At 71.5% G+C, this 21,364-nt stretch carries 18 protein-coding genes; 12 read left to right on the forward strand and 6 right to left on the reverse strand.

Annotated features, from left to right (window positions below; genetic code table 11):
• Positions 1-279 precede the first annotated feature (279 nt).
• Positions 280-1,554, forward strand: a complete 1,275-nt coding sequence (locus ACBJ59_RS30220; RefSeq protein ID WP_375113597.1) for a serine hydrolase domain-containing protein — start codon at positions 280-282, stop codon at positions 1,552-1,554.
• A gap of 36 nt (positions 1,555-1,590) precedes the next feature.
• On the opposite strand, the gene ACBJ59_RS30225 is transcribed toward ACBJ59_RS30220, so the two are convergent.
• Entirely contained in the window at positions 1,591-2,229 is a 639-nt protein-coding gene (locus ACBJ59_RS30225) for a TetR/AcrR family transcriptional regulator (RefSeq protein ID WP_375113598.1), read from the reverse strand.
• 155 nt (positions 2,230-2,384) lie between these two features.
• On the opposite strand from ACBJ59_RS30225, the gene ACBJ59_RS30230 reads away from it, so the two are divergent.
• Positions 2,385-3,578 (forward strand): family 1 glycosylhydrolase, encoded by a 1,194-nt coding sequence (locus tag ACBJ59_RS30230; protein ID WP_375113599.1) that lies wholly within the window; start codon positions 2,385-2,387, stop codon positions 3,576-3,578.
• Positions 3,579-3,586: 8 nt separating this feature from the next.
• Here the strand turns inward: ACBJ59_RS30230 and ACBJ59_RS30235 are convergent, their stop codons facing one another.
• A complete protein-coding gene (locus ACBJ59_RS30235; protein WP_375113600.1) occupies positions 3,587-4,564 on the reverse strand; it encodes a LacI family DNA-binding transcriptional regulator in 978 nt (325 codons plus the stop codon).
• 170 nt (positions 4,565-4,734) lie between these two features.
• On the opposite strand from ACBJ59_RS30235, the gene ACBJ59_RS30240 reads away from it, so the two are divergent.
• From ACBJ59_RS30240 to ACBJ59_RS30250, 3 genes are read left to right on the forward strand one after another with little or no spacing between them, the layout of a single operon-like run.
• Positions 4,735-6,018, forward strand: a complete 1,284-nt coding sequence (locus tag ACBJ59_RS30240; protein WP_375113601.1) for an MFS transporter — start codon at positions 4,735-4,737, stop codon at positions 6,016-6,018.
• A gap of 2 nt (positions 6,019-6,020) precedes the next feature.
• Positions 6,021-8,657, forward strand: coding sequence for a family 78 glycoside hydrolase catalytic domain (locus ACBJ59_RS30245; RefSeq protein WP_375113602.1), 2,637 nt, complete (start codon positions 6,021-6,023; stop codon positions 8,655-8,657).
• A gap of 12 nt (positions 8,658-8,669) precedes the next feature.
• Positions 8,670-9,503, forward strand: coding sequence for an SDR family NAD(P)-dependent oxidoreductase (locus ACBJ59_RS30250; RefSeq protein ID WP_375113603.1), 834 nt, complete (start codon positions 8,670-8,672; stop codon positions 9,501-9,503).
• Between the two features lie 34 nt (positions 9,504-9,537).
• Here ACBJ59_RS30250 and ACBJ59_RS30255 read toward each other — a convergent pair whose 3' ends face one another.
• Positions 9,538-10,113: a helix-turn-helix domain-containing protein gene (locus tag ACBJ59_RS30255; protein ID WP_375113604.1), complete on the reverse strand. Its 576-nt coding sequence runs from the start codon at positions 10,111-10,113 to the stop codon at positions 9,538-9,540.
• A gap of 116 nt (positions 10,114-10,229) precedes the next feature.
• On the opposite strand from ACBJ59_RS30255, the gene ACBJ59_RS30260 reads away from it, so the two are divergent.
• Positions 10,230-11,066: an EamA family transporter gene (locus tag ACBJ59_RS30260; RefSeq protein WP_375113605.1), complete on the forward strand. Its 837-nt coding sequence runs from the start codon at positions 10,230-10,232 to the stop codon at positions 11,064-11,066.
• A 30-nt stretch (positions 11,067-11,096) separates the two neighbouring features.
• Here ACBJ59_RS30260 and uidA read toward each other — a convergent pair whose 3' ends face one another.
• The gene (gene uidA / locus ACBJ59_RS30265; protein WP_375113606.1) at positions 11,097-12,923 is read right to left on the reverse strand and encodes a beta-glucuronidase; all 1,827 of its coding nucleotides are present in this window, start codon (positions 12,921-12,923) and stop codon (positions 11,097-11,099) included.
• Between the two features lie 157 nt (positions 12,924-13,080).
• On the opposite strand from uidA, the gene ACBJ59_RS30270 reads away from it, so the two are divergent.
• The 3 genes from ACBJ59_RS30270 to ACBJ59_RS30280 are packed head-to-tail and all read left to right on the forward strand — an operon-like array spanning position 13,081 to position 16,261.
• Positions 13,081-13,737 (forward strand): TetR/AcrR family transcriptional regulator, encoded by a 657-nt coding sequence (locus tag ACBJ59_RS30270; protein WP_375113607.1) that lies wholly within the window; start codon positions 13,081-13,083, stop codon positions 13,735-13,737.
• The gene (locus tag ACBJ59_RS30275; RefSeq protein ID WP_375113608.1) at positions 13,734-14,639 is read left to right on the forward strand and encodes an ATP-binding cassette domain-containing protein; all 906 of its coding nucleotides are present in this window, start codon (positions 13,734-13,736) and stop codon (positions 14,637-14,639) included. The genes ACBJ59_RS30270 and ACBJ59_RS30275 overlap by 4 nt, the downstream gene beginning before the upstream one ends.
• Positions 14,636-16,261 (forward strand): ABC transporter permease, encoded by a 1,626-nt coding sequence (locus tag ACBJ59_RS30280; RefSeq protein WP_375113609.1) that lies wholly within the window; start codon positions 14,636-14,638, stop codon positions 16,259-16,261. Before ACBJ59_RS30275 ends, ACBJ59_RS30280 begins: the two co-directional genes overlap by 4 nt.
• Before the next feature lie 130 nt (positions 16,262-16,391).
• Here the strand turns inward: ACBJ59_RS30280 and ACBJ59_RS30285 are convergent, their stop codons facing one another.
• Both ACBJ59_RS30285 and ACBJ59_RS30290 read right to left on the reverse strand, forming a co-directional pair.
• Positions 16,392-17,288 carry a hypothetical protein gene (locus tag ACBJ59_RS30285; protein WP_375113610.1) on the reverse strand — a complete coding sequence of 299 codons (897 nt, stop codon included), beginning with the start codon at positions 17,286-17,288 and terminating at the stop codon, positions 16,392-16,394.
• Between the two features lie 139 nt (positions 17,289-17,427).
• Positions 17,428-18,168: a TetR/AcrR family transcriptional regulator gene (locus ACBJ59_RS30290; RefSeq protein ID WP_375113611.1), complete on the reverse strand. Its 741-nt coding sequence runs from the start codon at positions 18,166-18,168 to the stop codon at positions 17,428-17,430.
• A 71-nt stretch (positions 18,169-18,239) separates the two neighbouring features.
• Between ACBJ59_RS30290 and ACBJ59_RS30295 the strand changes: the two genes are divergently transcribed.
• The 3 genes from ACBJ59_RS30295 (at position 18,240) to ACBJ59_RS30305 (ending at position 21,362) form a co-directional block, all read left to right on the forward strand.
• Positions 18,240-18,572 (forward strand): nuclear transport factor 2 family protein, encoded by a 333-nt coding sequence (locus ACBJ59_RS30295; protein WP_375113612.1) that lies wholly within the window; start codon positions 18,240-18,242, stop codon positions 18,570-18,572.
• A gap of 323 nt (positions 18,573-18,895) precedes the next feature.
• On the forward strand, positions 18,896-20,146 hold the full coding sequence (gene ilvA / locus ACBJ59_RS30300) for a threonine ammonia-lyase IlvA (protein WP_375113613.1): 1,251 nt from the start codon (positions 18,896-18,898) through the stop codon (positions 20,144-20,146).
• 142 nt (positions 20,147-20,288) lie between these two features.
• Complete coding sequence (locus tag ACBJ59_RS30305; protein ID WP_375113614.1) at positions 20,289-21,362, forward strand: hypothetical protein; 1,074 nt, start codon at positions 20,289-20,291, stop codon at positions 21,360-21,362.
• Positions 21,363-21,364 lie beyond the last annotated feature (2 nt).

A 21,364-nucleotide genomic window follows, 5' to 3' on the forward strand; every position in this document is an offset into this window, starting at 1 on the left:
GCGCTGAAGTCTGCCCGGCTGCCGGCCCTTTCCCTCGTCAACCATGTGATCGTGTACGTCGCGAGCGGTGGGGGGCGAAGTGAGCGAGTGGGGCGACCGCTCCACCGTGTGCGCGCAAGGGTCCTCGATGGTGAGACGTACCGGGGCCTTGTCGTCGACGAGATCGGGCCCGTGATCAACGGTCCCCGTCCTGCCGGTGACGGGACACCGCGAGCAGGAAAGGCGGCAATACCGGCGAAACCGGTCCGGAGAGGCCATTGATCCACTAGATATCTGGTCATGACAATAAACGAGCCGCATCTGTCCGAATCGAACGGCCTGAGCAGGCGGCGGTTCCTGGCGGTGGGCGCCGCCACATTACCCGCGCTCACCCTGGGCACGTCCCGACCGGCGTTCGCCGCGACGGTCCAGACCGCGGGAGTGGCGCCGGCCGCGCTCGTCGGCTTCGACAACGTGATGAAGACCTACATCGTGGAGCGCGGGATCTCCTGCGCGCAGCTCGCCATCACCAAGAACGGCAAACTCGTGCTGGCCAGGGCCTACCGCTACAGCGACGACCCGGCCGTGCCGACGTTCACGCCCATCTCGCTGTTCCGGATCGCCAGCCTCAGCAAGCACATCACCGCCGTGGCGATCATGAGACTGGCGCAGGACGGCAAGCTGAGCCTGGGTGCGTCCGTCGCCACGCTGCTCGGCCTGCCGACCACGGCCGACCCCCGGCTGGCGAACGTGACAGTGTGGCGGCTCCTGCAGCACACGGGCGGGTGGGACCGCGACATCTCGGGCGACTACCTGTACATGGACCACACCATCTCCAGGTCGCTCGGCGTCTCCCTGCCGATCACGCGCGACCACATCATCCAGTACGCCTGCGGCCGCCCGCTCGACTTCGCCCCGGGCAGCAGGTACGCCTACAGCAACTACGGCTACATGCTGCTCGGCATGATCGTCGAGAAGGCGTCGGGCATGGCCTACGAGTCGTACGTCAAGCAGAAGATCCTGGCGCCCGTCGCCATCAGCCGCATGCGGCTCGGCCGTACCCTCAAGGAGCAGGCCGCGCCCGGCGAGATCGTCTACGAATCGGCGCAGACGAGCCGGACCGTCACGGACGCGTCCGGCACGATGGTGCCCGCGCCGTACGGTGGGTTCAGCATGGAGAACCGCGGGCCGGGCGGCGGCTGGCTGGCCTCGGCCGTGGACCTGGTGCGCTTCGCGCGCATCCTCGACGCCCCCGGCACCGTGCTGAACGCGACCTCCATCGGCAGGATGGTGGCCAAGCCCGAGATCGGCGTCACGGAGAGCGGCTCGTGGTACGGCGCCGGCCTGTGGGTCCGCCAGGTGACGGGGCACCTCAACACCTGGCACAGCGGCGGGTTGCCGGGGACCTACACCTACACCGCCCGGCTCCAGGACGGCTTCACCTACGCCGCCCTGTTCAACCGGAACGAGGAGAGCGGGTCGCTGGACTTCGACGTGCTCAGTCCGCGGATGAACGCCCAGATCGGCAAGGTGACCACCTGGCCGACGACGGACCTGTTCCCTCGCTATCCGTGATCCGGCGCCCCGCGACCCGGCGGCCGGGCGAGGGGATCAGGGGCGCGCTCCGGCACGTCCGGCGAGCGCGGGGACGGCGGCGACCAGGAATTCCCGGATCGAGCGTTCCATCTGCACCGAGTCCCGGTCGAAGAGCCACTGGGCCTGCACGCCGTTGATGAGCGCGATGGTCATCGTGGCGAGCGTCTCCGGATCGCTGGACGAGCGCAGCTCCCCGCGGTCGGCCAGGGCCTGGAACGCCATGGCGTAGAAGCGGCGGAGCATGCGGTAGCGCTCGGCGTAGTACGCGTGCGCCGGATGGTCGGGAGAGGTGGCCTCCCCCGACACGACACAGTGCAACTCCATCAGGCCGGGCTGCAGCTCGTTGTCCACGATGACGGAGAGCATGCCCCGGAGGCTCTCGACGGGGTTGGCGGTGGGATCGAGGGCGCGTGCCGATTCGAGGTAGGCGGTGCCGCGTTCGTCGCGCAGCTCCAGCACGGCCGCGAGCAGCTCCTCCTTGCTGGAGAAGTGGTGCAGCAGGCCCGTGTAGCTGATGCCGGCGCGCTTGGCGATGTCTTTCATGGTCGCGCCGTAGAACCCGGTCTGGCCGAAGGCGTCCACGCAGGCCTCGACGACCCGGCGGCGGATCGCGGCCGTCTTGGCGTACGGCCCGCGGCTGGTGCTCTGGCTCACGGTCTCCTCCGGCGGCGTTAAATTCGTACTCCTATTCGGGTTTGATGGTATCGCGGCGGCGCGCCGACCCTCGCCCGGCGCGCCAAAATAGTATCGCGATTCGAGTTTCGGTGTTACCGTGTGTCGACCCCGCAGTCTCGAGCAAGGACCGAACGATGACCCGACCCGGATTCCTCTGGGGCGCGGCGACCGCGCCACACCAGGTGGAAGGCAACAACGTCAACAGCGACTGGTGGGTTCTCGAGCAGCGCATGCCGGGCATGGAGCGCAGCGGCGACGCGTGCGACAGCTACCACCGCTACGCCGAGGACATGCGCCTGCTGGCCGAGGCCGGGCTCGACACCTACCGCTTCGGCATCGAGTGGGCCCGCGTCGAGCCGTCTCCGGGGCACTTCTCCCGGGCCGAGCTGGCCCACTACCGCAGGATGATCGACACCGCCTTCGACCTGGGGCTCACCCCGGTCATCACGCTGCACCACTTCACCAACCCGCGCTGGTTCGCCGAGGAGGGGGGCTGGATGGGAGAGCGGGCGATCGAGCGCTTCCAGGCCTACGTCCAGGCGGTGACCGGCATTCTCGACGGGGTCGAGTGGGTCTGCACGATCAACGAGCCGAACATGCTCGCCCTGATGGTGACCATGAGCAGGGCGGCGCAGTCCGGCGACGCCAGGTCGTGGATGAGCCCGACCGTGGAGGGCGCCGCGCGACCGGTGCTGCCGAACCCCGACCCGGAGGTCGGCCACCGCCTGGCCGAAGCGCACGACGCCGCCCGCGAGATCCTGAAGAAGCACACCGGCGCGGCCGTCGGCTGGACGGTGGCCTGCCAGGCCCTCACCCCGACGCCCGGCAACGAGGACAAGCTCCGCGAGCTGCGCTACATCCGCGAGGACCTCTACCTGGAGGCGGCCCGCGGCGACGACTTCATCGGCGTGCAGTCCTACTCCAGCCAGGCCGTGGACGAGCACGGCGTCGTCCCGCACCCGCAAGCCCCGGACAGCACCATGACCGGCAACGCCTACCGGCCCGACGCGATCGGCATCGCCGTCCGGCACGCCTGGGAGGCGACCGGGCACACCCCGATCCTCATCACCGAGAACGGCATCGCCACCCCCGACGACACCCGCCGCATCGCCTACACGGACGAGGCCCTGCGCCACCTGTTCGCCTGCATGGACGAAGGCATCGACGTACGCGGCTACATCCATTGGACCGCGGTCGACAACTACGAGTGGGGTCACTGGGGGCCCACGTTCGGCCTCATGACCGTGGATCGCGAGACGTTCGAGCGCAAGCCCAAGCCGAGCCTGGCCTGGCTCGGCGAGGTCGCCCGCCGCGGCGGGCTCGCGTAGGCCCCGCGTCAGGTCGACGCGCGGTGGACGACGTGCGGGTCCAGCGAGGTCGGCGGCAGCCGCGGCCTGCGGCCCGACAGGCTGGCCACGACCGCGTCCGCCAGGGATCGGCCGACCTTCTCCAGGTCGAAGGCGATCGTGCTGAGCGGCGGTTCGGCCGCCTGGGCGAGCGGGATGTCGTCGGCGCCGATGACCGCCAGGTCGCCGGGCGCGGTGAGCCTGGCCCGGCGCATGCCCGTCAGGAGCGCGATCGCGACCTCGTCGTTGTAGGCGCACACCGCCGTCACCGACTCCCGCCGCCACCGTCGCGCGGCGCGGGCCATGGCGGCGGTGTCGAGCTTGGTATCGAGCGCCAGCGGGGGTTCCAGGCCGGCGTGTGCGCAGGCCTCGGCGACGCCGCGCATCCGGTCGTCGGCGATCCTGCGGAGCAACGGGTGCTCTGGCATGGCGTAGCCGAGGCGACGATGGCCCAGGTCGATGAGGTGCTCGGCCTGAAGGCGGCCCATGCGCCGCATGGTGGGATGGGCCTCGACCTCGGTGGTGAAGACGAGGTCCGCGCCCGCCCGGCGCAACGCCTGCGCGGTGTCGTCGTCGAGCGGGTCGAGGCTGGCGACCACCGAGGCGTCGATGGCGGCGCAGACGTCGGGCAGTGACCGGCCGGGCGCTCCGGCCAGGTGGGTGACCAGGGTCAGGCCGGCCTGGGCCAGGCTGGCGGCGAACTGCTCCACGAACCGGGTGATCCCGGGGCCGATCGACAGATGCGGGATGGACAGCAGCACGACGTCGCTGCGACCCGCGGCCAGCGAGCGGGCCGAGCCACGCGGACGGTAGCCGAGCTGCTCGACCGCCTCGAGGACCCGGCGCCTGGTCTCCTCCGGGATCGACTGCCCTGGCGTGTCGTTGAGCACGTAGCTCACGGTCGTGGCGGAGACGCCGGCCGCCCGGGCGACATCAGCGCTGGTGGCCCGCTTTGCTGGGGGTGTCATGTCACTTCATCGTATGACGTGCTGGAACACATATGTGACTCATGTCTCCGTTGCGCAGTTGTTACGGGCGGATGTCTTGCGATCTGGTCCGCGGTCAACGGTAGGTTACTGATGCGCTTAAGTAACGAGCTGCACTTTCTCTGGCCCTGACTTCTCTGGAAGGGGTGTTCATGGCCACTCCCCCCTCTCTCGAACCCCTCGACGCCGAGGCGTCCGACAACCTGCCGAGGGCACGGGCGAGCTACATCTTCTGGATGATGGCCGCCAACTTCGGCATCTCCATGGCGTTCGTCGTCCCGCTGTCGTTCTCACTGGCGGTGCGGATCGACGAGCTCGTCCCCGGACGCGAGGAGGTGCTCGGGTACGTCACGGGCACCGCGCAGACGATCTATCTCGTGCTCAGCCCGCTGCTCGGCGTGTGGAGCGACCGCACCCGCAGCCGCCTCGGCCGCCGCCGCCCCTTCATGCTGGCCGGCCTGGCCCTGGGCCTGGCGGCGCTGGCGGGCATCGCGGTCGCGCCCAACGTGCTGCTCGTGGGAGCCGGCTGGATCGTCGCGATGCTGGGCTGGGCGACGGCCGCGCAGGCGATCCTCAACGTGCAGGCCGACCGCATCCCCGAGGAACAGCGCGGCAAGATCGGCGGCTTCACCGGGCTGACCGGCCAGATCGCCCCCATCATCGGCATCGGGATCACCTCCGCCGTGGCGGGCAGCACGTTCCTCGTCTTCGTCCTGCCCGGTCTCGTCGGCGCGGTGCTGCTGGTGGTCTTCCTCGTCGTGGGCAAGGAGGCCGACACGCGCGGCACCGTCCGCACCGCGCCCGTGTCGGTGCGGACGCTGGCCGCAAGCTACGTGTTCAATCCCCGGAAATATCCGGACTTCGGGTGGAACTGGCTGGGCCGCCTGATGTTCTTCCTGGGCCTGTACTTCAACACGACGTTCACCACGTTCTTCTACGCCCAGCGCCTCGACCTGCCGGTCAGGGAGGTCGCGGGCACGGTGGCCATCATCGGCGTGGCCGGCGTCGTCGCCGCGGCCCTCGGCGCGGTCGGCGGCGGCTACCTGTCGGACAAGCTGCGCAGGCGACGGCTGTTCGCCCTCATCGGCGCGCTCTTCTTCGTCGCCGGCGGGATCGTCGAGGCCTTCGCCCACACCTTCGTGACGCTGATGATCGGCTCCGTGCTGATGCAGCTCGCGATCGCGTTCTTCAGCGCCGTCGACCAGGCGATCGTGCTCGCCGTGCTGCCCAGCCGGGAGGAGGCCGGCCGGTACATGGCGGTGGTGGCGTTCGCGCACAAGCTCCCGAGCGCGATCGCACCGCTCATCGCGCCGTTCGTCATCGGCATCGGCGCGGGCGGCGGCGACAAGAACTACACGCTCCTCTACCTCGCGGGAGCGGCGCTGGCGCTGATCGGCGGGCTGCTGGTGTTCACCCGCGTGAAAGCGGTGCGCTGAGCATGGGCGCACCTTACGACCTTCGGATCGACGCCGGCGGCGACCAGTTCCCGGTCTCCGAGGAGCGGCCGTCGCTGTCCTGGAAGCTCCCGCCGACGTGGAGCGGGCAGGACGGCTACGACCTGCGGTTCCGCGTGGACGGCGAGGAGCGGGCGGTGGCCGACGTCGCCTCCGGCCGGCACCTGTTCGTCGAATGGCCGCTGCCGCCGCTGCGCAGCCGCCACTCCGTGGCGTGGCGGGTCCGCGCCCGGCGCGGCGAGGAGGTCTCGGGCTGGTCGTCCTGGCACGCCTTCGAGTCGGGCCTGCTGGACCGGGACTGGTCGGCACGCTGGATCTCCCCGCGGGAGGACGGCGAAGACCCCCGTCCCGCTCACGTCCTCGCCGGCAGCGCCAACCTGCGCGACGACATCGCCCGGGCCCGGCTGTACGCCACCGCGCTCGGCGGCTACGAGGCGTTCGTCAACGGCACGCGGGTGGGGACGGCCGAGCTGGCGCCGGGCTGCACCTCGTACGGGGACACGCTCCACGCCCAGGCCGCCGACGTCACCGAGCTGCTGCGCGGCGGCGTCAACGACCTGGAGATCCTGCTCTCGGACGGCTGGTACCGGGGCAGCAACGGCACCTGGCGCAAGCGCGACTGCTGGGGCACGGCCACCGCGGCCAGGCTCCAGCTGCACGTCCGCTACGCCGACGGCACCGAGGCGGTCGTGGTCACCGATGCGGGCTGGACCTCGCGCCGCAGCCACATCGTCGCGGCCGACCTCATGAACGGCCAGACGACCGACTTCACCGCCCCGCCCGGCACGCCCCGGCCGGTCCTGGTGGACGCCGTCACGGCTCCGCCGATCAGCTACTCGCCGGCCCCGCCGGTGCGACGGGTCGAACAGCTCGCCCCGCGCTCGGTGACCCGGCACGACAACGGCGCGTACATCGTGGACTTCGGCCAGAACGCCTCCGGCTGGATCGCCCTCGCCGACCTCGGCCCGGCGGGCACCCGCACGGTGATCGACCACGGCGAGCACCTGGACCCCACCGGAGACCTGACCACGAGCCACCTGGACAGCCGGAGGCCGGGCGAGAGCCCGATCCCGTTCACGCAACGCGACGAGGTCGTCTCCTCCGGCAGGCCCGGCGAGGTGTTCGAGCCCCGGCACACCGTCCACGGCTTCCGCTACGCGCGCATATCGCGGGCCGTGGACCCGGCGAGCATCACCATGCGGGTCGTGCACACCGACCTGCGCCCGACGGCGACCTTCGCGTGCAGCGACGACGACCTCAACCGCCTGCACGAGGCCGCCCGCTGGAGCTTCCGCGGCAACGCCGTCGACCTCCCGACCGACTGCCCCACCCGCGAGCGCCTCGGCTGGACCGGCGACTACCAGATCTTCGCCCCGACCGCCGCCCGCCTGTACGACGTGGACGGCTTCAGCCGCAAGTGGCTGCGCTCGGTCCGCGACGACCAGCTCGCGGACGGCCGCGTGGTCAACTCCTCGCCGGACGCCAACCGGCTCAAGATCCACGACGACCCGATGGCGGACGCGATCACCGGCTCGGCCGGGTGGGGCGACGCCGTCGTCCTGGTCCCGTGGGTGCTGTACGAGACCTACGGCGACACCGCCGCCCTCGCCGAGAACTGGCCCGCGATGCGCCGCTGGGTCGAATGGGCGCTCACGACCGCCCGCCAGGCCCGGCACCCCTCCCGCGTCGAACGCTCGGCCGAGCCCCTGCCCCACGAGGAGTTCGTCTGGGACGGCTCCTTCCACTGGGGAGAGTGGCTGGAGCCGAGGCGACGCGCCTCGGACGGCACCCTCATCGACCCCGTGCTGGCCGACCCCATCGCCTGGTACGCGGCGGACAAGGGCGAGGTCGGCACCGCCTACCTGTACCGCTCGGCCGACACCCTCGCCGCGGTGGCGGAGGTGCTGGGCCGAGCCGGCGACGCGGCCCGCTACCGCGAAACGGCGCGAAAGGTACGCGAGGCATGGCAGACCGAGTTCCTGGACGCGGCGGGCCGCACGAAGGCCGGCACCCAGGCGAGCTACGTACGTGCCCTGGCCTTCGGCCTCGTCCCGGAGGAGCTGCGGGAGAAGGCGGCCCGGCACCTCGTCGGCCTGATCGGCACCGCCGGCGGCCACCTCGGCACCGGCTTCCTCTCGACGGCCGACCTGCTGCCCGTCCTGGCCGACACGGGCCATCCCGACGTCGCCTACGCGGTGCTGTACCGGCGGTCGTCCCCCTCGTGGCTCGGCATGCTGGACCGGGGCGCGACGACCATCTGGGAGGACTGGGACGGCGTGTCCGAGGACGGCACCGCCACCGCGTCGCTCAACCACTACAGCAAGGGCGCGGTCATCCGCTTCCTGCACACCCACACCCTCGGGCTGCGCCAGGCCCCGGGCTCCGCCGGGTGGGAGTCCTTCGTCGTCGCGCCGGTGCTCAATGAGGCGATCACCTGGGCCACGGGCACGTACGACAGCCCGCAGGGTCTGATCACCGTCGGCTGGCGCGTCGAGGACGATCACCTGGCCATCTCGGTCGACGTGCCCGGCGGCGCCCAGGCGCAGGTCAGCTTCCCGGACGGCCACACGTTCCACACCGGCCCGGGCCGTTTCTCCCGGCGCCGGCCCCTTTCCCACTGAAGGAGATCATTCATGTCCACTGCCGATGTGTCGGGCAAATCCCTGGCCGAGCTCGTCTCCCTGCACGGGCGACGCGCGGTCGTGACCGGAGGTGGCCGAGGGCTCGGCAAGGCGATCGCGCTCCGCCTGGCCGAGGCGGGAGCCGACCTGCTGATCGGCGACATCGACGAGGAGCTGGCCGTGACCGCCGCCAAGCAGCTCGCCGAACGCCACGGGGTACGCGCGATCGGCGCCGCCATGGACGTCACGGACGCGGCGGCCGTGGCCGCGGCGGCCGACCGCGCGGTCGCCGAGCTCGGCGGCCTGGACGTGTGGGTGAACAACGCCGGGATCTTCCCGAGCGTCCCGCTGCTGGAGATGAGCGAGGAAACGTGGGACCAGGTGTTCGCCGTGAACGCGCGCGGCGTCTTCGTCGGCGCGCGCGAGGCGGCCCGCCGCATGTCGGCGGCGGGCCCAGGCGGCAGTAGGGATGGTCGCGGGGGCGGTGTCATCGTGAACATCGTCTCGACCGCCGGCTTCCGCGCGAGCGCGCCCGGCCTGGCCGCCTACGTCGGTTCGAAGCACGCCGCCCGCGGACTGACGCGCGAGCTGGCCCTGGAGCTGGCTCCGCTGGGCATCCGCGTGCTCGGGGTGGCACCGAGCTTCGTCCCCACGGAAGGCAACATGATGATGGCGGCGGCCGTGATGACCGACGGCGTCCCGCCGACCGACCTCATGCTCGACAGCCCGATCGGCCGGGTCGGCGTTCCTGATGACATCGCGCGCGTCGTCCTGTTCTGCGCCTCGGACCTGTCGGCCTTCATGACCGGCAGCACCTTGCTCGCGGACGGCGGCGACACCGCCTGAGCAGCGGCCGACCGGGTCACGGGAGAGCCGGCGGTCAAGCGGGGCCGGGCGGGAGCTGGACGGTCATGATCAGGCTGCAGGTCCCGGTGCCCGAGCCGCGATAGACATGCGGGACGTCGCCGTTGTACGTGGCGGTCTGCCCGGCCTCGACGGCGTGCTCGGCGCCGTCGATGATCAGGGTCATCCGGCCGGAGGTGACGCTGACGGTCTCCACGACTCCGGCCTGGTGGGAGTCGCTGGCGTATTCCTCGTCCGGTTCCAGCTCCCAGCGCCACACCTCGACCGGGGCCGGGCCCGAGGTCGTCAGCATGAGCCGGGCCTGGCTGCCCCGTTCGCCGGTCCACAGCGGCGCGACGGCGCCGGCGGTCACGACGCGGACGCGGCCTTCGGACGGCCCCTGCATGAGGGCGGACACCGAGATGCCGAGGGTGTCGGCCAGGCGCACCAGGGTGGCCAGGTTGGGGTTGCCCTGGGCTTTCTCCAGTGCCACCAGCGCGCCCTTGCTGACCTGCGCGCGCCGGCTGAGCTCGTCGAGGCTCAGGCCCGCGCGGTTGCGGGCCGCCCGGACGTTGTGCGCCACCGTCCGCAGGGCTGTGGCCGTCTCGGCCATCTGATCACCATCCTCACAGCTGGACCACTTCAATGCACCATGCGGTCGTTTGATTAACCCTATCCGGTCGATCTATTGTACGCTCTGGTCGTTGTACTGGTAGTGAAGGATGTGCTGTGATCGCTCTGCTGCTGGCCCTGGGCAGCTCGCTCGCTTATGGGTGCGCCGACTTCCTCGGTGGTCTCGGTGCCCGTAAGGCTCATGTGCTGCGTACCGTGATGATCGCCGCCCCGGCCAGTCTCGCGATCGAGCTGCTGCTGTGGCCGGTCCTCGGCGCCTCGTTCAGCGCCGGGGCGCTCGGCTGGGGCGCCGCCTCGGGGGTGGCCTCGGCCGCCGCGTTCGCCCTGCTCTACCGCACCCTGGCGATCGGTCCGATGAACGTGCTGTCGCCGGTGACCGCGCTGGTGTCCGCCGTGCTGCCCGTCAGCGCGGGCCTGCTGCAGGGCGAGCACCTGTCCGCCGCCGGGCTGGTGGGCCTGCCGCTCGCCCTCGTGGCGGTGGTGCTGGTCAGCGCCGGACACGGGACGGGTGCGGCGCGCCCGTCCCGCGCCGCGCTGCTGCTGGCCTTCGGCGCGGGCGCCGCGATCGCCCTTCAGCTGATCTTCCTGCATCAGGCGCCGTCCGACAGCGGGGTGGCGCCGCTGATCGTGGGCCGGGCCTTCTCCTCGGCCCTCACCCTGGCCGCGGCCGGGCTGATGCGCCGCAAGCTGGGCCCCGAGCGGCCCGCCTACGCGATGTCGGCCGCCGCGGGTGCGCTGGACTCCGTGGCGAACCTGCTGTTCCTGCTCGCCTCCCGCGGCGGGGACCTCGCCGTCGTCGCCGTGATCGTCGCTCTCTACCCGGCCGGCACGGTCCTGCTCGCCCGTGGCGTGCTCGCCGAACGCGTCGGTCGCGCCCAGCTCGTCGGCCTGGGCACCGCCGCCGTCGCCGTCAGCCTCCTCGCCCTGACCTGACCGAAGCCGCCCGGCGGCACGCGACGGCCTTCAGGAGGCGTCCGGCCCCGAGGAGCCCCGCGGGTCCTCCGTGCCCGCCGGTTCGCGGCCGGCGAGCGCCGTCCAGCGGGCCCGCAGCGCGTGGGCCGCGGCCTTCGGCCTGCGGTCGCGGGTGAACACGCCCTTCCTGTTGCCGTCCACGCGGTGGATGCCGTGGGAGGTCTGGAAGTCGGCGAAGTTCCACACGTGCTCGCCGACGAACGCCTCGATCCGGTCGAACACGCGGTGGTTCATCGCGAGGTAGGCCTGCTGGTACTCCTCGGTCCACGGCGTGTCCCACACCGAGTGCAGGCCGGGCAGGGTGTCGGCGCCGTACTCGCTCATCATGATCGGTTTGCCGAACTTCTCCGCCCAGCCGCGCAGGTCGTGCTCCAGGTAGGTCTCCGCGGTGGCCAGGTCGCCGGTGGCGATGTACCAGCCGTAGTAGCGGTTGACGCACAGGACGTCGAACAGGTCGGCGATGCGGTCGTTCTCGTGCGTGGCGAAGATGACGGCGGCGTAGCAGACCGGACGGGTGGGGTCGAGCTCGCGGGTCAGCTCCACCAGCGGCTCGAAGTACTCGCGGGCGCCCTCTTCGGCGGAGGACGGCTCGTTGGCGACGCACCACATGACGACGCTGGGATGGTTCTTGTCGCGGGCGACCAGCTCGCGGATCGCCTGGGCGTGCGCCTCGCGGGTGGCCGCGCCGAAGGTCTCCGGCGAGAAGGTCGGCCGGGGCGGCACGCCGGAGAGCCCGCCCTGCACCGCCAGGTTGAGCCCCACGGCCGCGGTCTCGTCGATGACGACGATGCCGTGCCGGTCGGCGAACTCCATCACCTCCTCGGCGTAGGGGTAGTGCGAGGTGCGGAAGGAGTTGGCGCCGATCCAGTCCATGAGCTGGAAGTCGTGCACGAGGTAGGCGTCGTCATGGCCCTTGCCGCGCACCGGCGAGTCCTCGTGCTTGCCGAAGCCGGTGAAGTAGAACGGCTCGCCGTTGATGAGGAATTGCGTGCCCCGGACCTCGACGGTGCGCACTCCGAACGGCTCGGTGCAGGTGTCGACCACCCGGTCACCGTCGAGCAGCTCGACCACCAGGTCGTAGAGGTAGGCCGCGCCGGGCCGCCACAGCGTCACGTCGTCGATCCGGAGCACGCCGTTCTCGCCCTCGGCGGCGGCGACCTCCGCTCCCGAGGCGTCCACGGCACGGACCCGGACGTGCCCGGGGGCGCTGGTGCGGACGGAGTAGGCCACCGTCCCGGAGTCCCCCTCGACGCCGGTCACGATCGTGATGTCCTCGACGTGCACGTCGGGGACGCTGCGGAGCCACACCGAGCGGGCCAGCCCGGCGTAGTTGTAGAAGTCGTGCAGGTAGGTCTGCTGCCGCCGCCCGTCGCGCGTGACGGTGACCGTGCCGGGCGGGATGGTGCGGCCGGTCAGCTCGTTGTTCACGCCGATGGTGAGCCTGAACTCCGCGCCCGGCCTCACCCGCTCGGTGATGTCGGCCTCGAACGGGGTGTAGCCGCCCACATGCTCGGCGACCAGGACGTCGTCGACGTAGACCCTCCCTTCGTGCGTGGCGGCGTCCACGCGCAGGAACACCCGCTCGCCCGTCCAGCCGCGCGGCACGCGCACGGTCCGCTGATACCACACCCAGCCGACATGATCGCGGATCGCGGGGTCGGTGAACAGGTCGTTGTAGCTCGCCGGCACCGCGGCCTCGAGCGGGGTGTCGAGCGTCCCGCCCCACGGCCGCTCACCGGCGGCGGAATCGACCGCGAACCGCCACAGGCCGTCCAGATTGACCAGCTCACGGGTGGCGGTGGCACGTGGCCTCAACATCGCGATGCCTCCTTGGCGCGTCTTTGAACGGCCACCCTAGCATCGAAAACCGAATTGCAATACGAGTTTCAAGGGAAGGCCGCTCGATGACTACCCAAGCGGATAGTTTCTTGACCCGACGTGGTAGTAAGCTATCCGAGCGAATAGGAGCGACGACATGACGACAGCAGCAGCTCCCGAAGACCTGACCGCCCGGGCGCGCATCAGGGACGCGGCCATCCAGCACTTCGGCGAACTCGGCTACGAGCGGGCATCCCTGCGCGGCATCGCCGAGACGGCCGGGGTCTCGCCCGGTCTGGTGCGCCACCACTTCGGGACCAAACAGGGCCTGCGTGAGGCCTGCGACGAGCACCTGATCAGGATGATCCGCCAGACCAACGACCATGCCAGAGCCGGCTTCACCTCGGGTGCGCTCGACTCGGCGCTCGCCGCGCGCGCGATCCCCGAGTCCCAGCGCCGCTACATGATGCGGGCGCTGGCCGAGGGCTCGGCGGGCGCTCTGTTCGACGAGCTCGTACGGCTGACCGTGCCGTGGCTGCTCGAAGCCGACCGGAGCCGGCCGGATCCCCCCGCCGTCGACGTGCGGATCCGCGCGGCCATCGCCACGTCGATGGCGCTGTCCGTCGGGATCCTGCACGAGCACCTGTCACGGGCGATCGGCGCGGACGTGTCCAGTCCGCGCGGCGACCGCCTGCTCGCCAGGGGGCTCGTCGACCTCTATTCGCACCCTCTCCTCAGCCTCGAGGACGCGCGCCGGATCCAGGCCGCGCTCGACGAGGCCGAGCGCACATCCTCCGAAGGAGAATCACGATGACTGACGCCATCGCGGTGTCCGGTCTGGTCAAGACATTCGGTACGAGCCGGGCACTGAACGGCCTGGACCTCAGGGTCGGCACCGGCGAGGTGCACGGCTTCCTGGGGCCCAACGGCGCCGGCAAGACGACGACCATCCGCGTGCTGCTCGGCCTGCTGCGGGCCGACGCCGGGAAGGTGAGCCTGCTCGGCGGCGATCCCTGGCGCGACGCCGTACGCCTGCACACCCGGCTGGCCTACGTGCCCGGCGACGTGAGCCTGTGGCCGAACCTCACCGGGGGCGAGGCCATCGACCTGTTCGGCAACCTGCGCGGCGGGCTGGACAGAGCCCGTCGCACGGAGCTGGTCGAGCGCTTCCAGCTGGATCCGACCAAGCGCTGCCGCACGTATTCCAAGGGCAACAGGCAGAAGGTGGCACTCATCGCCGCCTTCGCCTCCGACGTCGAGCTGTTCGTCCTCGACGAGCCCACCTCCGGCCTGGACCCGCTGATGGAGGCGGCCTTCCAGCAGACCGTCCGCGAGGTGAGCGCTCGCGGGGCGACCGTCCTGCTGTCCAGCCACATCTTCTCCGAGGTCGAAGCCCTCTGCTCGGGAGTGAGCATCATCCGTGACGGCGTCACGGTCGAATCCGGCACGCTCGCCCAGCTCCGCCACCTGACCAGGACCTCGCTCGCCGTGGAGGCGACCGAGCCGATCACCGGGCTGGCCGCCCTGCCCGGCGTCCACGACGTGGTGGCCGACGGCACGCGTGCGCGGTTCGACGTGGACTCGGCGCAGCTCCCCGAGGTGCTGCGGCACCTGGCCGGCTTCGACGTGCGGGCGTTGACCAGCCATCCGCCGACGCTGGAGGAGCTCTTCATGCGCCACTACGGCGACGCGCCCGCGGTCGGAGCAGGTCGATGAGCGCCTGCACGGGCACGGGCCGGCTGGTCCGCCTGGCGCTGCGGCGCGACCGCGTCCAGCTGCCGATCTGGATCGCCGGCTCGGTGCTGCTGCTGGCGGCCGGTGCCGCGGCGGTGGCCGACGAGTTCCCCGACGAGGCCGGACGGCTCGCCGCGGTGAAGGGCGCCGGCACCAGCCCGGCCGTCCTCCTCATGCGCGGCACACCGGTCGGCACCGACCTGGGCGCGGTGGTGAACTTCCGCAACTTCGCGTCCATGCTGGTGCTGGCCGGGCTGATGAGCACCTTCGCGATCGTCCGGCACACCCGGCAGAACGAGGAGAACGGCAGAGGTGAGATGCTCGGCGCGGGCAGCGTCGGCAGGTACGCCGGTCTCACCGCCGCTCTGGTCGTGGTCGGAGCGGCCGACCTGCTGCTCGGCGCCGCGCTGACCGGCACCCTGCTGGGGGCCGGCCTGCCCGCCGACGGCGCGGTGGCCTTCGGCGCCGCGACGGCCGCCACCGGCCTGGCCTTCGCCGGCCTGGCCGCGGTCGCGGCCCAGCTGTTCCAGAGCGCGCGCGGGGCCAACGCCTTCGCCGCGACGGCCGTCGGCGTGGCCTACCTGGTACGCGGCGTCGGCGACGCGCTCGGCGAACGAGCACCGGACGGCATCCAGGTGACCAGCGCCTGGCCGTCCTGGCTGTCACCCATCGGCTGGGGCACGCAGGCGCGCCCGTTCGGCGAGGAGGTGTGGTGGGTCCTCGCCCTGCCGCTCGTGTTCCTCGTCGCCTGCATGGCCGTGGCCTTCGCCGTGGCCGGCCGCCGTGACTTCGGCGCCGGCCTGATCCCCGACAGGCCCGGACCCGCTGCGGGCACTCGCCTGCTGGTGAGCCCGCTCGGGCTGGCCTGGCGGCTGAACCGCGGCACGACGCTCGGCTGGCTGATCGGCAGCGCGCTGTTCGGCCTGGGCATCGGCACGCTCGGCGACACCGTCGACGAGGCGATGACCGGCAACACGGGCGTCACCGAGCTCCTGGACCAGCTCGCCAACGCCGGCGGCGCGACCCTGGTGGACACGTTCTACGCCGCGATGATGAACGTCTACGGCGTGCTCGCGGCGGCTTTCGTCATCCAGGCGCTGTTGCGCCTGCGTTCGGAGGAGGCCGGCGGACCGGCCGAAGCGGTGCTGGCCACCTCGGTGGGCAAAGTCCGCTGGGTGTGCGCGCACCTGGCCTGCGCGGCGATCGGCGCGACCGCGCTGCTGGTGCTGGCGGGCGCCGGCATGGGAGTGGCCGATGCCGCCGTCGGCGGCGTCACCGGCGTGGGCCCGCTCGTCGGCGCCGGGCTGGCGCAGCTGCCCGCCGCGCTCACCCTGGCCGGCTTCGTCGTGCTCGTCTTCGGCCTGCTGCCCCGGCTGACCGTCATGCTCGCCTGGGCGGCGCTGGTCCTGAGCATCGCCTTCGGGCTGCTCGGGGAGATCTTCGGGCTGCCCGAGGCGGTGCGCGACCTGTCACCGTTCACCCACGTGCCCCCGATCCCGGCGGCCGCCGTGACGGCCGGGCCGCTCGTGGCGCTGGTCATCGCGGCCGCCGCGCTGACGGCGGCCGGGCTGGCACTGTTCCGGCGCAGGAGCCTGGCCTTGTAGTCCCACGATGGCCGGCCCGCCGCCCTGGTGGTCTCCGCCGGGCTGTCCCGGTGACCTGCGGGCCCGGCTCACCGGCGACACCGGTGGGCCGGGGACCGGGAGAGGGCTGAACGTCCCGGGCGCCTGAGCCCTACTCCGCCAGGCTTCCGCAGGTGAAGCCCTTCTTGCGGTCGGGGGGCCACATCTGGACCTCGGTCAGGATCGTGCTCTCGGAGAACTTGCGGAAGGTCAGCGCCTTGTCGCAGTCATAGATGGCGTACCCTCCCTCGCGCTCGCCGAGCACCATCATCCAGCGGCTGTCGTACAGGGGCTTGCCGCTGCTGTCCTGGAGTTTGGCCCACTGCGTCTGGAAGCCGACGGCGTCCAGCAGGGCGGTGGACTCCCCCTTCTCCAGCACCGCGATCGCACCGTAGATCATCTGGATCATGAGGAGGTAGCCGAGCCCGATCCCGGTGAGCGCCCCGACCAGCACCTTCAGCCCCGCCCGGCCCATCGGTTTGCGGCGCAGCAGGCGGAAAGGCACGAGGTAGGCCAGCACACCGATCCCGGCCGCGATGAGCACGTCACCGGCTTCGACGGTCACTTTCGCGGTGGGATCGGCGGCGTCCAGAGCGGTCATGAAGTACATCCAACCCAGATAGGACGCACCCGCCCATGCCGCTGCGAGCGCGGCGATGATCCACGGCTGCTCCCGGGTCCGCTGCACGGCCCGGCCCACCAAGCCGCGCGTGATCACGTTCAGCAGCCAGCCCAGGCTGATGAGGATCCCGACGACGATGGCGCCGAGGATCAGCAGGGGCAGCAGCGTGCCCAGCAGCCGGCCCAGCAGCACCGACTGGTCGATGCCCGCCTGCTCGGGGGTGATGCCGAAGATCGCGTACATGCCCTGGTAACCCATGTAGAGCAGCGCGTACAACGTCACGCCGAGCGGGACGACGACTGATCCCACCTTTTCGAGCAGGTCGAGCACGCCCACCCTGTCGTCGTCCTCCTGGCGCGACCCCACTTCCGCGGGCTCTGCTGCCACGGGAGCCGGTAAATCGGAAATCTCCTGACTGGGAGAGTTTTGTGTATAGGGCGGAAAAGTCATGGGCGGAAGCATAGGGCGATGGCCTCCTTGGTGCGATCTGGAGGCCCGCGCCGGAGCCCCGTGCCCGGTTCTCGGGTCAGGCCGGATCGGGCCGCGATCCGGACCCGGCCAGCCGGTCCAGCAGCTCGCGGAGCAGGCCGTGCTCGCCGGCCGTCAGCCCTGCCGGGTCTTCGTCGACGAGCGTGCGCAGCGTCAGCGCCGCGCCGGCCCGCGTCGCCGTGGCGGCCGCCCGGTCGGGAGCCGGTTGTCTCGCGGCCGGGTGGAGGACGGCGGCCAGCGCCGCTTCGCGGACGCGATCGGACAGCCCCATGTCGCGTTCGCCCTCGGGCTGGGTGATCAGCGACAGGGTGGTCCCGACGTTCGCGGCCAGGATCTGCTCGGCCGCGTCGTCCACGGGGACGCCCAGCAGGCCACGGCGGGCGGCCTCGGTCAGCAGCTCCCGCAACATGGCGTGCGCGGGCGCGGTGATGGCGCAGGGCCTGCCCGGCTCGACCTGCCCGTACAGCAGCGCGTAGAAGGTCGGATGATCCAGCCCGAAGCGGACGTGACGCTCCCAGCCCTGACGGATGTCGTCCACGGGGTCAGCGGAGCCGCTGGAGGCATGCGGCTGGACGTACTGGGTGAACCCGTGGTTGAGCACCGCGTCGATCAGGCCCTGCTTGCTGCCGAAGTGGTGGTAGAGCGTGGGCGCCTGAACGCCGGCGCGCTCGCACACGGCGCGGGTCGACAACGTGCGGCCGCCGGAGCCGTCCAGCAACTCGGCGGCGGCGAGCAGCAGCCGGTCGCGAGCGTTGCCGCTCCGTCCTCGAGTGGTCATATCGCTATAGTAGCTTCTGTAGCGCTACATTATGTCGTATAGCGAAATTATCGACCCCTGAAGGAGAGCTCATGAACGTCACCGTTCCCGGTGCTGTGGCCCGCTACTTCGAGGCCGACGCGCGCCGCGATCCGGACGCCGTCGTCGCCCTGTTCACCGAGGACGCCGTGGTCACCGACGAAGGCCGGACGCGACGCGGGGCCGAGGAGATCCGGGCCTGGCGAGAAGGCGCCGCGTCGCAGTACCAGTACACGACCGAGCTGCTCGGCGCCGAGGTCGCCGACGAGGACACCGTGCTGGTCACCGGCCGCCTCGAGGGCAACTTCCCGGGCGGCACGGCGGTTCTGAAGTGGCGCTTCTCCCTCACCGACGACCGCATCCGCCGGCTGGAGATCGCGCCCTGACAGGAGGCGGCGGAGGCGTGTGCCAGGGCGCCGAGGCCGGGGCCGCAGACGGGAGCCGCCGAGATGGGAGCCGCGCTCCCACGCACGGGCTACGCGCCGTGGTCACCAGGCGCGTCGGCTCACTTGCCGAGGAAGCATCCCTGGGCTCTGCGGTCTTCTGGCTGAGGGAGAGGCGCCGCAGGAATAGCATGCCTGGTGGGGCCGTTGTGGCCGGTGTGCGCGCCTGGCGGGCACCGTGGCCAGTGATCGCGCGTTCGGTCGCCGCCACCACCACGGGAAACCCCGCTGACCATCCTTGATCCACTGCAGTGCCGGGAGTGTGCATGACCGACCGCCTCACCGCCGTCATGATCAGCCAGGCGGCCGAACGGTTGCGGCCGGTGATCCGCCGTACCTCGCTGGAGCCGAACGAGCGGCTGTCCGGCCTGCTCGGCGGCCAGGTGCTGCTCAAGCGCGAGGACGCGCAGGTCTGCCGCTCCTACAAGGTGCGCGGAGCGTTCAACCTGATCGCCTCGCTCACGGAGGAGGAACGGCGGCGCGGCGTGGTCTGCGCGAGCGCGGGCAACCACGGGCAGGGCGTCGCGTTCGCCTGCGCGCGTCTGGGGATCAGCGGTCGCGTGTACGTCCCGTCCACCACGCCACGGCAGAAGCGCGAGCGCATCGCGGCGCTCGGCGGCGACCGGGTGGAGGTCGTGGTCGGCGGCGGCACCTACGACGAGGCGAGCAACGCCGCGCACATCGACAGCGAGCACGCCGGCGCGATCTACGTGCATCCGTTCGACGACGTCCGGACGATGGCCGGGCAGGGCACGGTCGGCCTCGAGATCCTCGCCCAGGGCGGGGAGGCGCCGGGCACCGTGGTCGTCCCGGTCGGCGGAGGCGGCCTGATCAGCGGCATCGCCGTCTGGCTGCGCGAGCACTCCCCCGGCACCCGCATCGTGGGCGCCGAACCCGCCGGAGCGGCCAGCATGAGCGCCGCCCTCGACCACGGCGGGCCCCTCGCCCTGCCCGAGCTGGACACCTTCGTGGACGGCGCCGCCGTCGGAAGGGTGGGAGACGCCACCTTCCCCCTGGTCAAGGACCTGGTCGACGAGGTTGTCGCGGTCGACGAGGGCGCGGTCTGCACCGAGATGCTGGACCTCTACCAGACCGACGGCATCATCGCCGAACCCGCCGGCGCCCTCGCGGGCGCCGCCGCCCGCGAGCTCCTGCCGCACGCCCCCGGAGGGCCGGTCGTGTGCGTGGTGTCGGGCGGCAACAACGACGTCAGCCGATACAACGAAGTGCTTGAACGCTCTCTCGTGCACATCGGCCTGCGGCACTACTTCCTGGTGACCTTCCCGCAGCGCCCCGGCGCCCTGCGCCACTTCCTGGACGATGTCCTGGGCGAGGGCCAGGACATCATCGCCTTCGAGTACGTCAAGAAGAACAACCGCGAAACCGGCCCGGCACTCGTCGGCATCGAGCTCGAACGGCCAGGCGACCTCGACAGCCTCCTGCTCCGGATGAAGGCCGGCCCGCTCACGGTCGAGCGCATCCCCCCGGGCTCGCCCCTGTTCACGTTCATTCTCTGACCTCCGTCGAGGGTGGCCGAGCCCGGCCCTGGGGCATCCGTCCGGCCGGTTCCTCTAGGGATATCCCTGAGCGGCTCCCGGTGTCCGCCCTTCCGCCTCCGCCCGTACGGTGACGGCACCATCACGTGGAGGGAGGCGCCAGATGACAGCGGCGTACGAGGAGAAGCTCGTCCCGGGCCTGCTGCGCACGTCATGGCGGGAGGGCGCCCTGACCCGGATCCGGGAGCTGGAGGTGCTGTCGGCCTGGGCGCACGGCCAGGGCGAGGACCCGAAGCGGCACGAGGGCATCATCCGGGCGACCGAGGAGCACATCCGGCGGGCCAGGGAGGCCGTCGCCTACGACCGCAACTCCTTTCGGTCCTTCACCGGCGCGCTGTTCGAGGCGGCCAACAGCAACTGCGACGCGGCCGAGGCCAACCTGTTGCGCATGGCCCCGAACTACTTCCTGCTCGGGCAGCTCCCGAGCCTGACCGCCCACGTGACCCGGCACCTGCCGGAGGGCGACCCCCGGCTGCAGGGCTTGGACGAGCTGCGTACCGACCTCGCGATCAAGGGCGAGGGCGCCTGTACCGAGCAGGCCAGGACGCAGCTCGTCGCGCTGGTGCGGGCGGCGAGCTCGGAAGCGGGCCGGGAGTTGATGAGCGTACGCCGCTTCCGCAACGTGCTTCTCGTGGCCACCTTCGTCCTGTCCCTGATCGCCGTGGCCGTCGCGGTCGCGGGCATGCTCTTCAAGGACGTGCTGCCGTTGTGCTTCACGCCGCAACGGGGTGCGGGCGTGTGGCTGGTGTGCCCCACGGGCGAGATGTCGCTCGCCTCGACGCCGCTGCGGCAGGCCGTCGCGGCCACGACACAGCCGTTCGACCTGCTGGTCGTGGAGCTCCTGGGCTTGGTCGCCGCGGCGGTCACCGCCGGGGCGGGCATCCAGGGCATGCGGGCGCGGACCGGCGCGATCGGCCTTCCCGTCGCTCTGGCGCTGTTCAAGCTGCCGTTCGGGGCGCTGACCGCGTTCATCGGGCTGCTGCTCATGCGCGGGCAGTTCGTGCCGGGCCTGAGCGCGCTGGACACCTCGGCGCAGATCATCGCCTGGGCGGTGCTGCTCGGCGGCTCGCAGCAGGTGTTCACCCGGCTGGTGGACCAGCAGGCCAAGATCGTGGTCGGCCGGGTCCGCGGGGCGAGGCAGGTCCGCCAGAACGCGATCAGCGCGTCACCCGCCTGACC

It is taken from the genome of Nonomuraea sp. MTCD27 (assembly GCF_041950495.1).
In the GTDB taxonomy this organism is placed as follows: domain Bacteria; phylum Actinomycetota; class Actinomycetes; order Streptosporangiales; family Streptosporangiaceae; genus Nonomuraea.

Excerpts from the sequence above, each read along its gene's own strand:
- ACBJ59_RS30220 (WP_375113597.1), top strand. The coding sequence starts at position 280 with ATGACAATAAACGAGCCGCATCTGTCCGAATCGAACGGCCTGAGCAGG.
- ACBJ59_RS30230 (WP_375113599.1), top strand. The coding sequence starts at position 2,385 with ATGACCCGACCCGGATTCCTCTGGGGCGCGGCGACCGCGCCACACCAG.
- ACBJ59_RS30235 (WP_375113600.1), bottom strand. The coding sequence starts at position 4,564 with ATGACACCCCCAGCAAAGCGGGCCACCAGCGCTGATGTCGCCCGGGCG.
- ACBJ59_RS30240 (WP_375113601.1), top strand. The coding sequence starts at position 4,735 with ATGGCCACTCCCCCCTCTCTCGAACCCCTCGACGCCGAGGCGTCCGAC.
- ACBJ59_RS30245 (WP_375113602.1), top strand. The coding sequence starts at position 6,021 with ATGGGCGCACCTTACGACCTTCGGATCGACGCCGGCGGCGACCAGTTC.
- ACBJ59_RS30250 (WP_375113603.1), top strand. The coding sequence starts at position 8,670 with ATGTCCACTGCCGATGTGTCGGGCAAATCCCTGGCCGAGCTCGTCTCC.
- ACBJ59_RS30255 (WP_375113604.1), bottom strand. The coding sequence starts at position 10,113 with ATGGCCGAGACGGCCACAGCCCTGCGGACGGTGGCGCACAACGTCCGG.
- uidA (WP_375113606.1), bottom strand. The coding sequence starts at position 12,923 with ATGTTGAGGCCACGTGCCACCGCCACCCGTGAGCTGGTCAATCTGGAC.
- ACBJ59_RS30270 (WP_375113607.1), top strand. The coding sequence starts at position 13,081 with ATGACGACAGCAGCAGCTCCCGAAGACCTGACCGCCCGGGCGCGCATC.
- ACBJ59_RS30275 (WP_375113608.1), top strand. The coding sequence starts at position 13,734 with ATGACTGACGCCATCGCGGTGTCCGGTCTGGTCAAGACATTCGGTACG.
- ACBJ59_RS30280 (WP_375113609.1), top strand. The coding sequence starts at position 14,636 with ATGAGCGCCTGCACGGGCACGGGCCGGCTGGTCCGCCTGGCGCTGCGG.
- ACBJ59_RS30290 (WP_375113611.1), bottom strand. The coding sequence starts at position 18,168 with ATGACCACTCGAGGACGGAGCGGCAACGCTCGCGACCGGCTGCTGCTC.
- ACBJ59_RS30295 (WP_375113612.1), top strand. The coding sequence starts at position 18,240 with ATGAACGTCACCGTTCCCGGTGCTGTGGCCCGCTACTTCGAGGCCGAC.
- ilvA (WP_375113613.1), top strand. The coding sequence starts at position 18,896 with ATGACCGACCGCCTCACCGCCGTCATGATCAGCCAGGCGGCCGAACGG.
- ACBJ59_RS30305 (WP_375113614.1), top strand. The coding sequence starts at position 20,289 with ATGACAGCGGCGTACGAGGAGAAGCTCGTCCCGGGCCTGCTGCGCACG.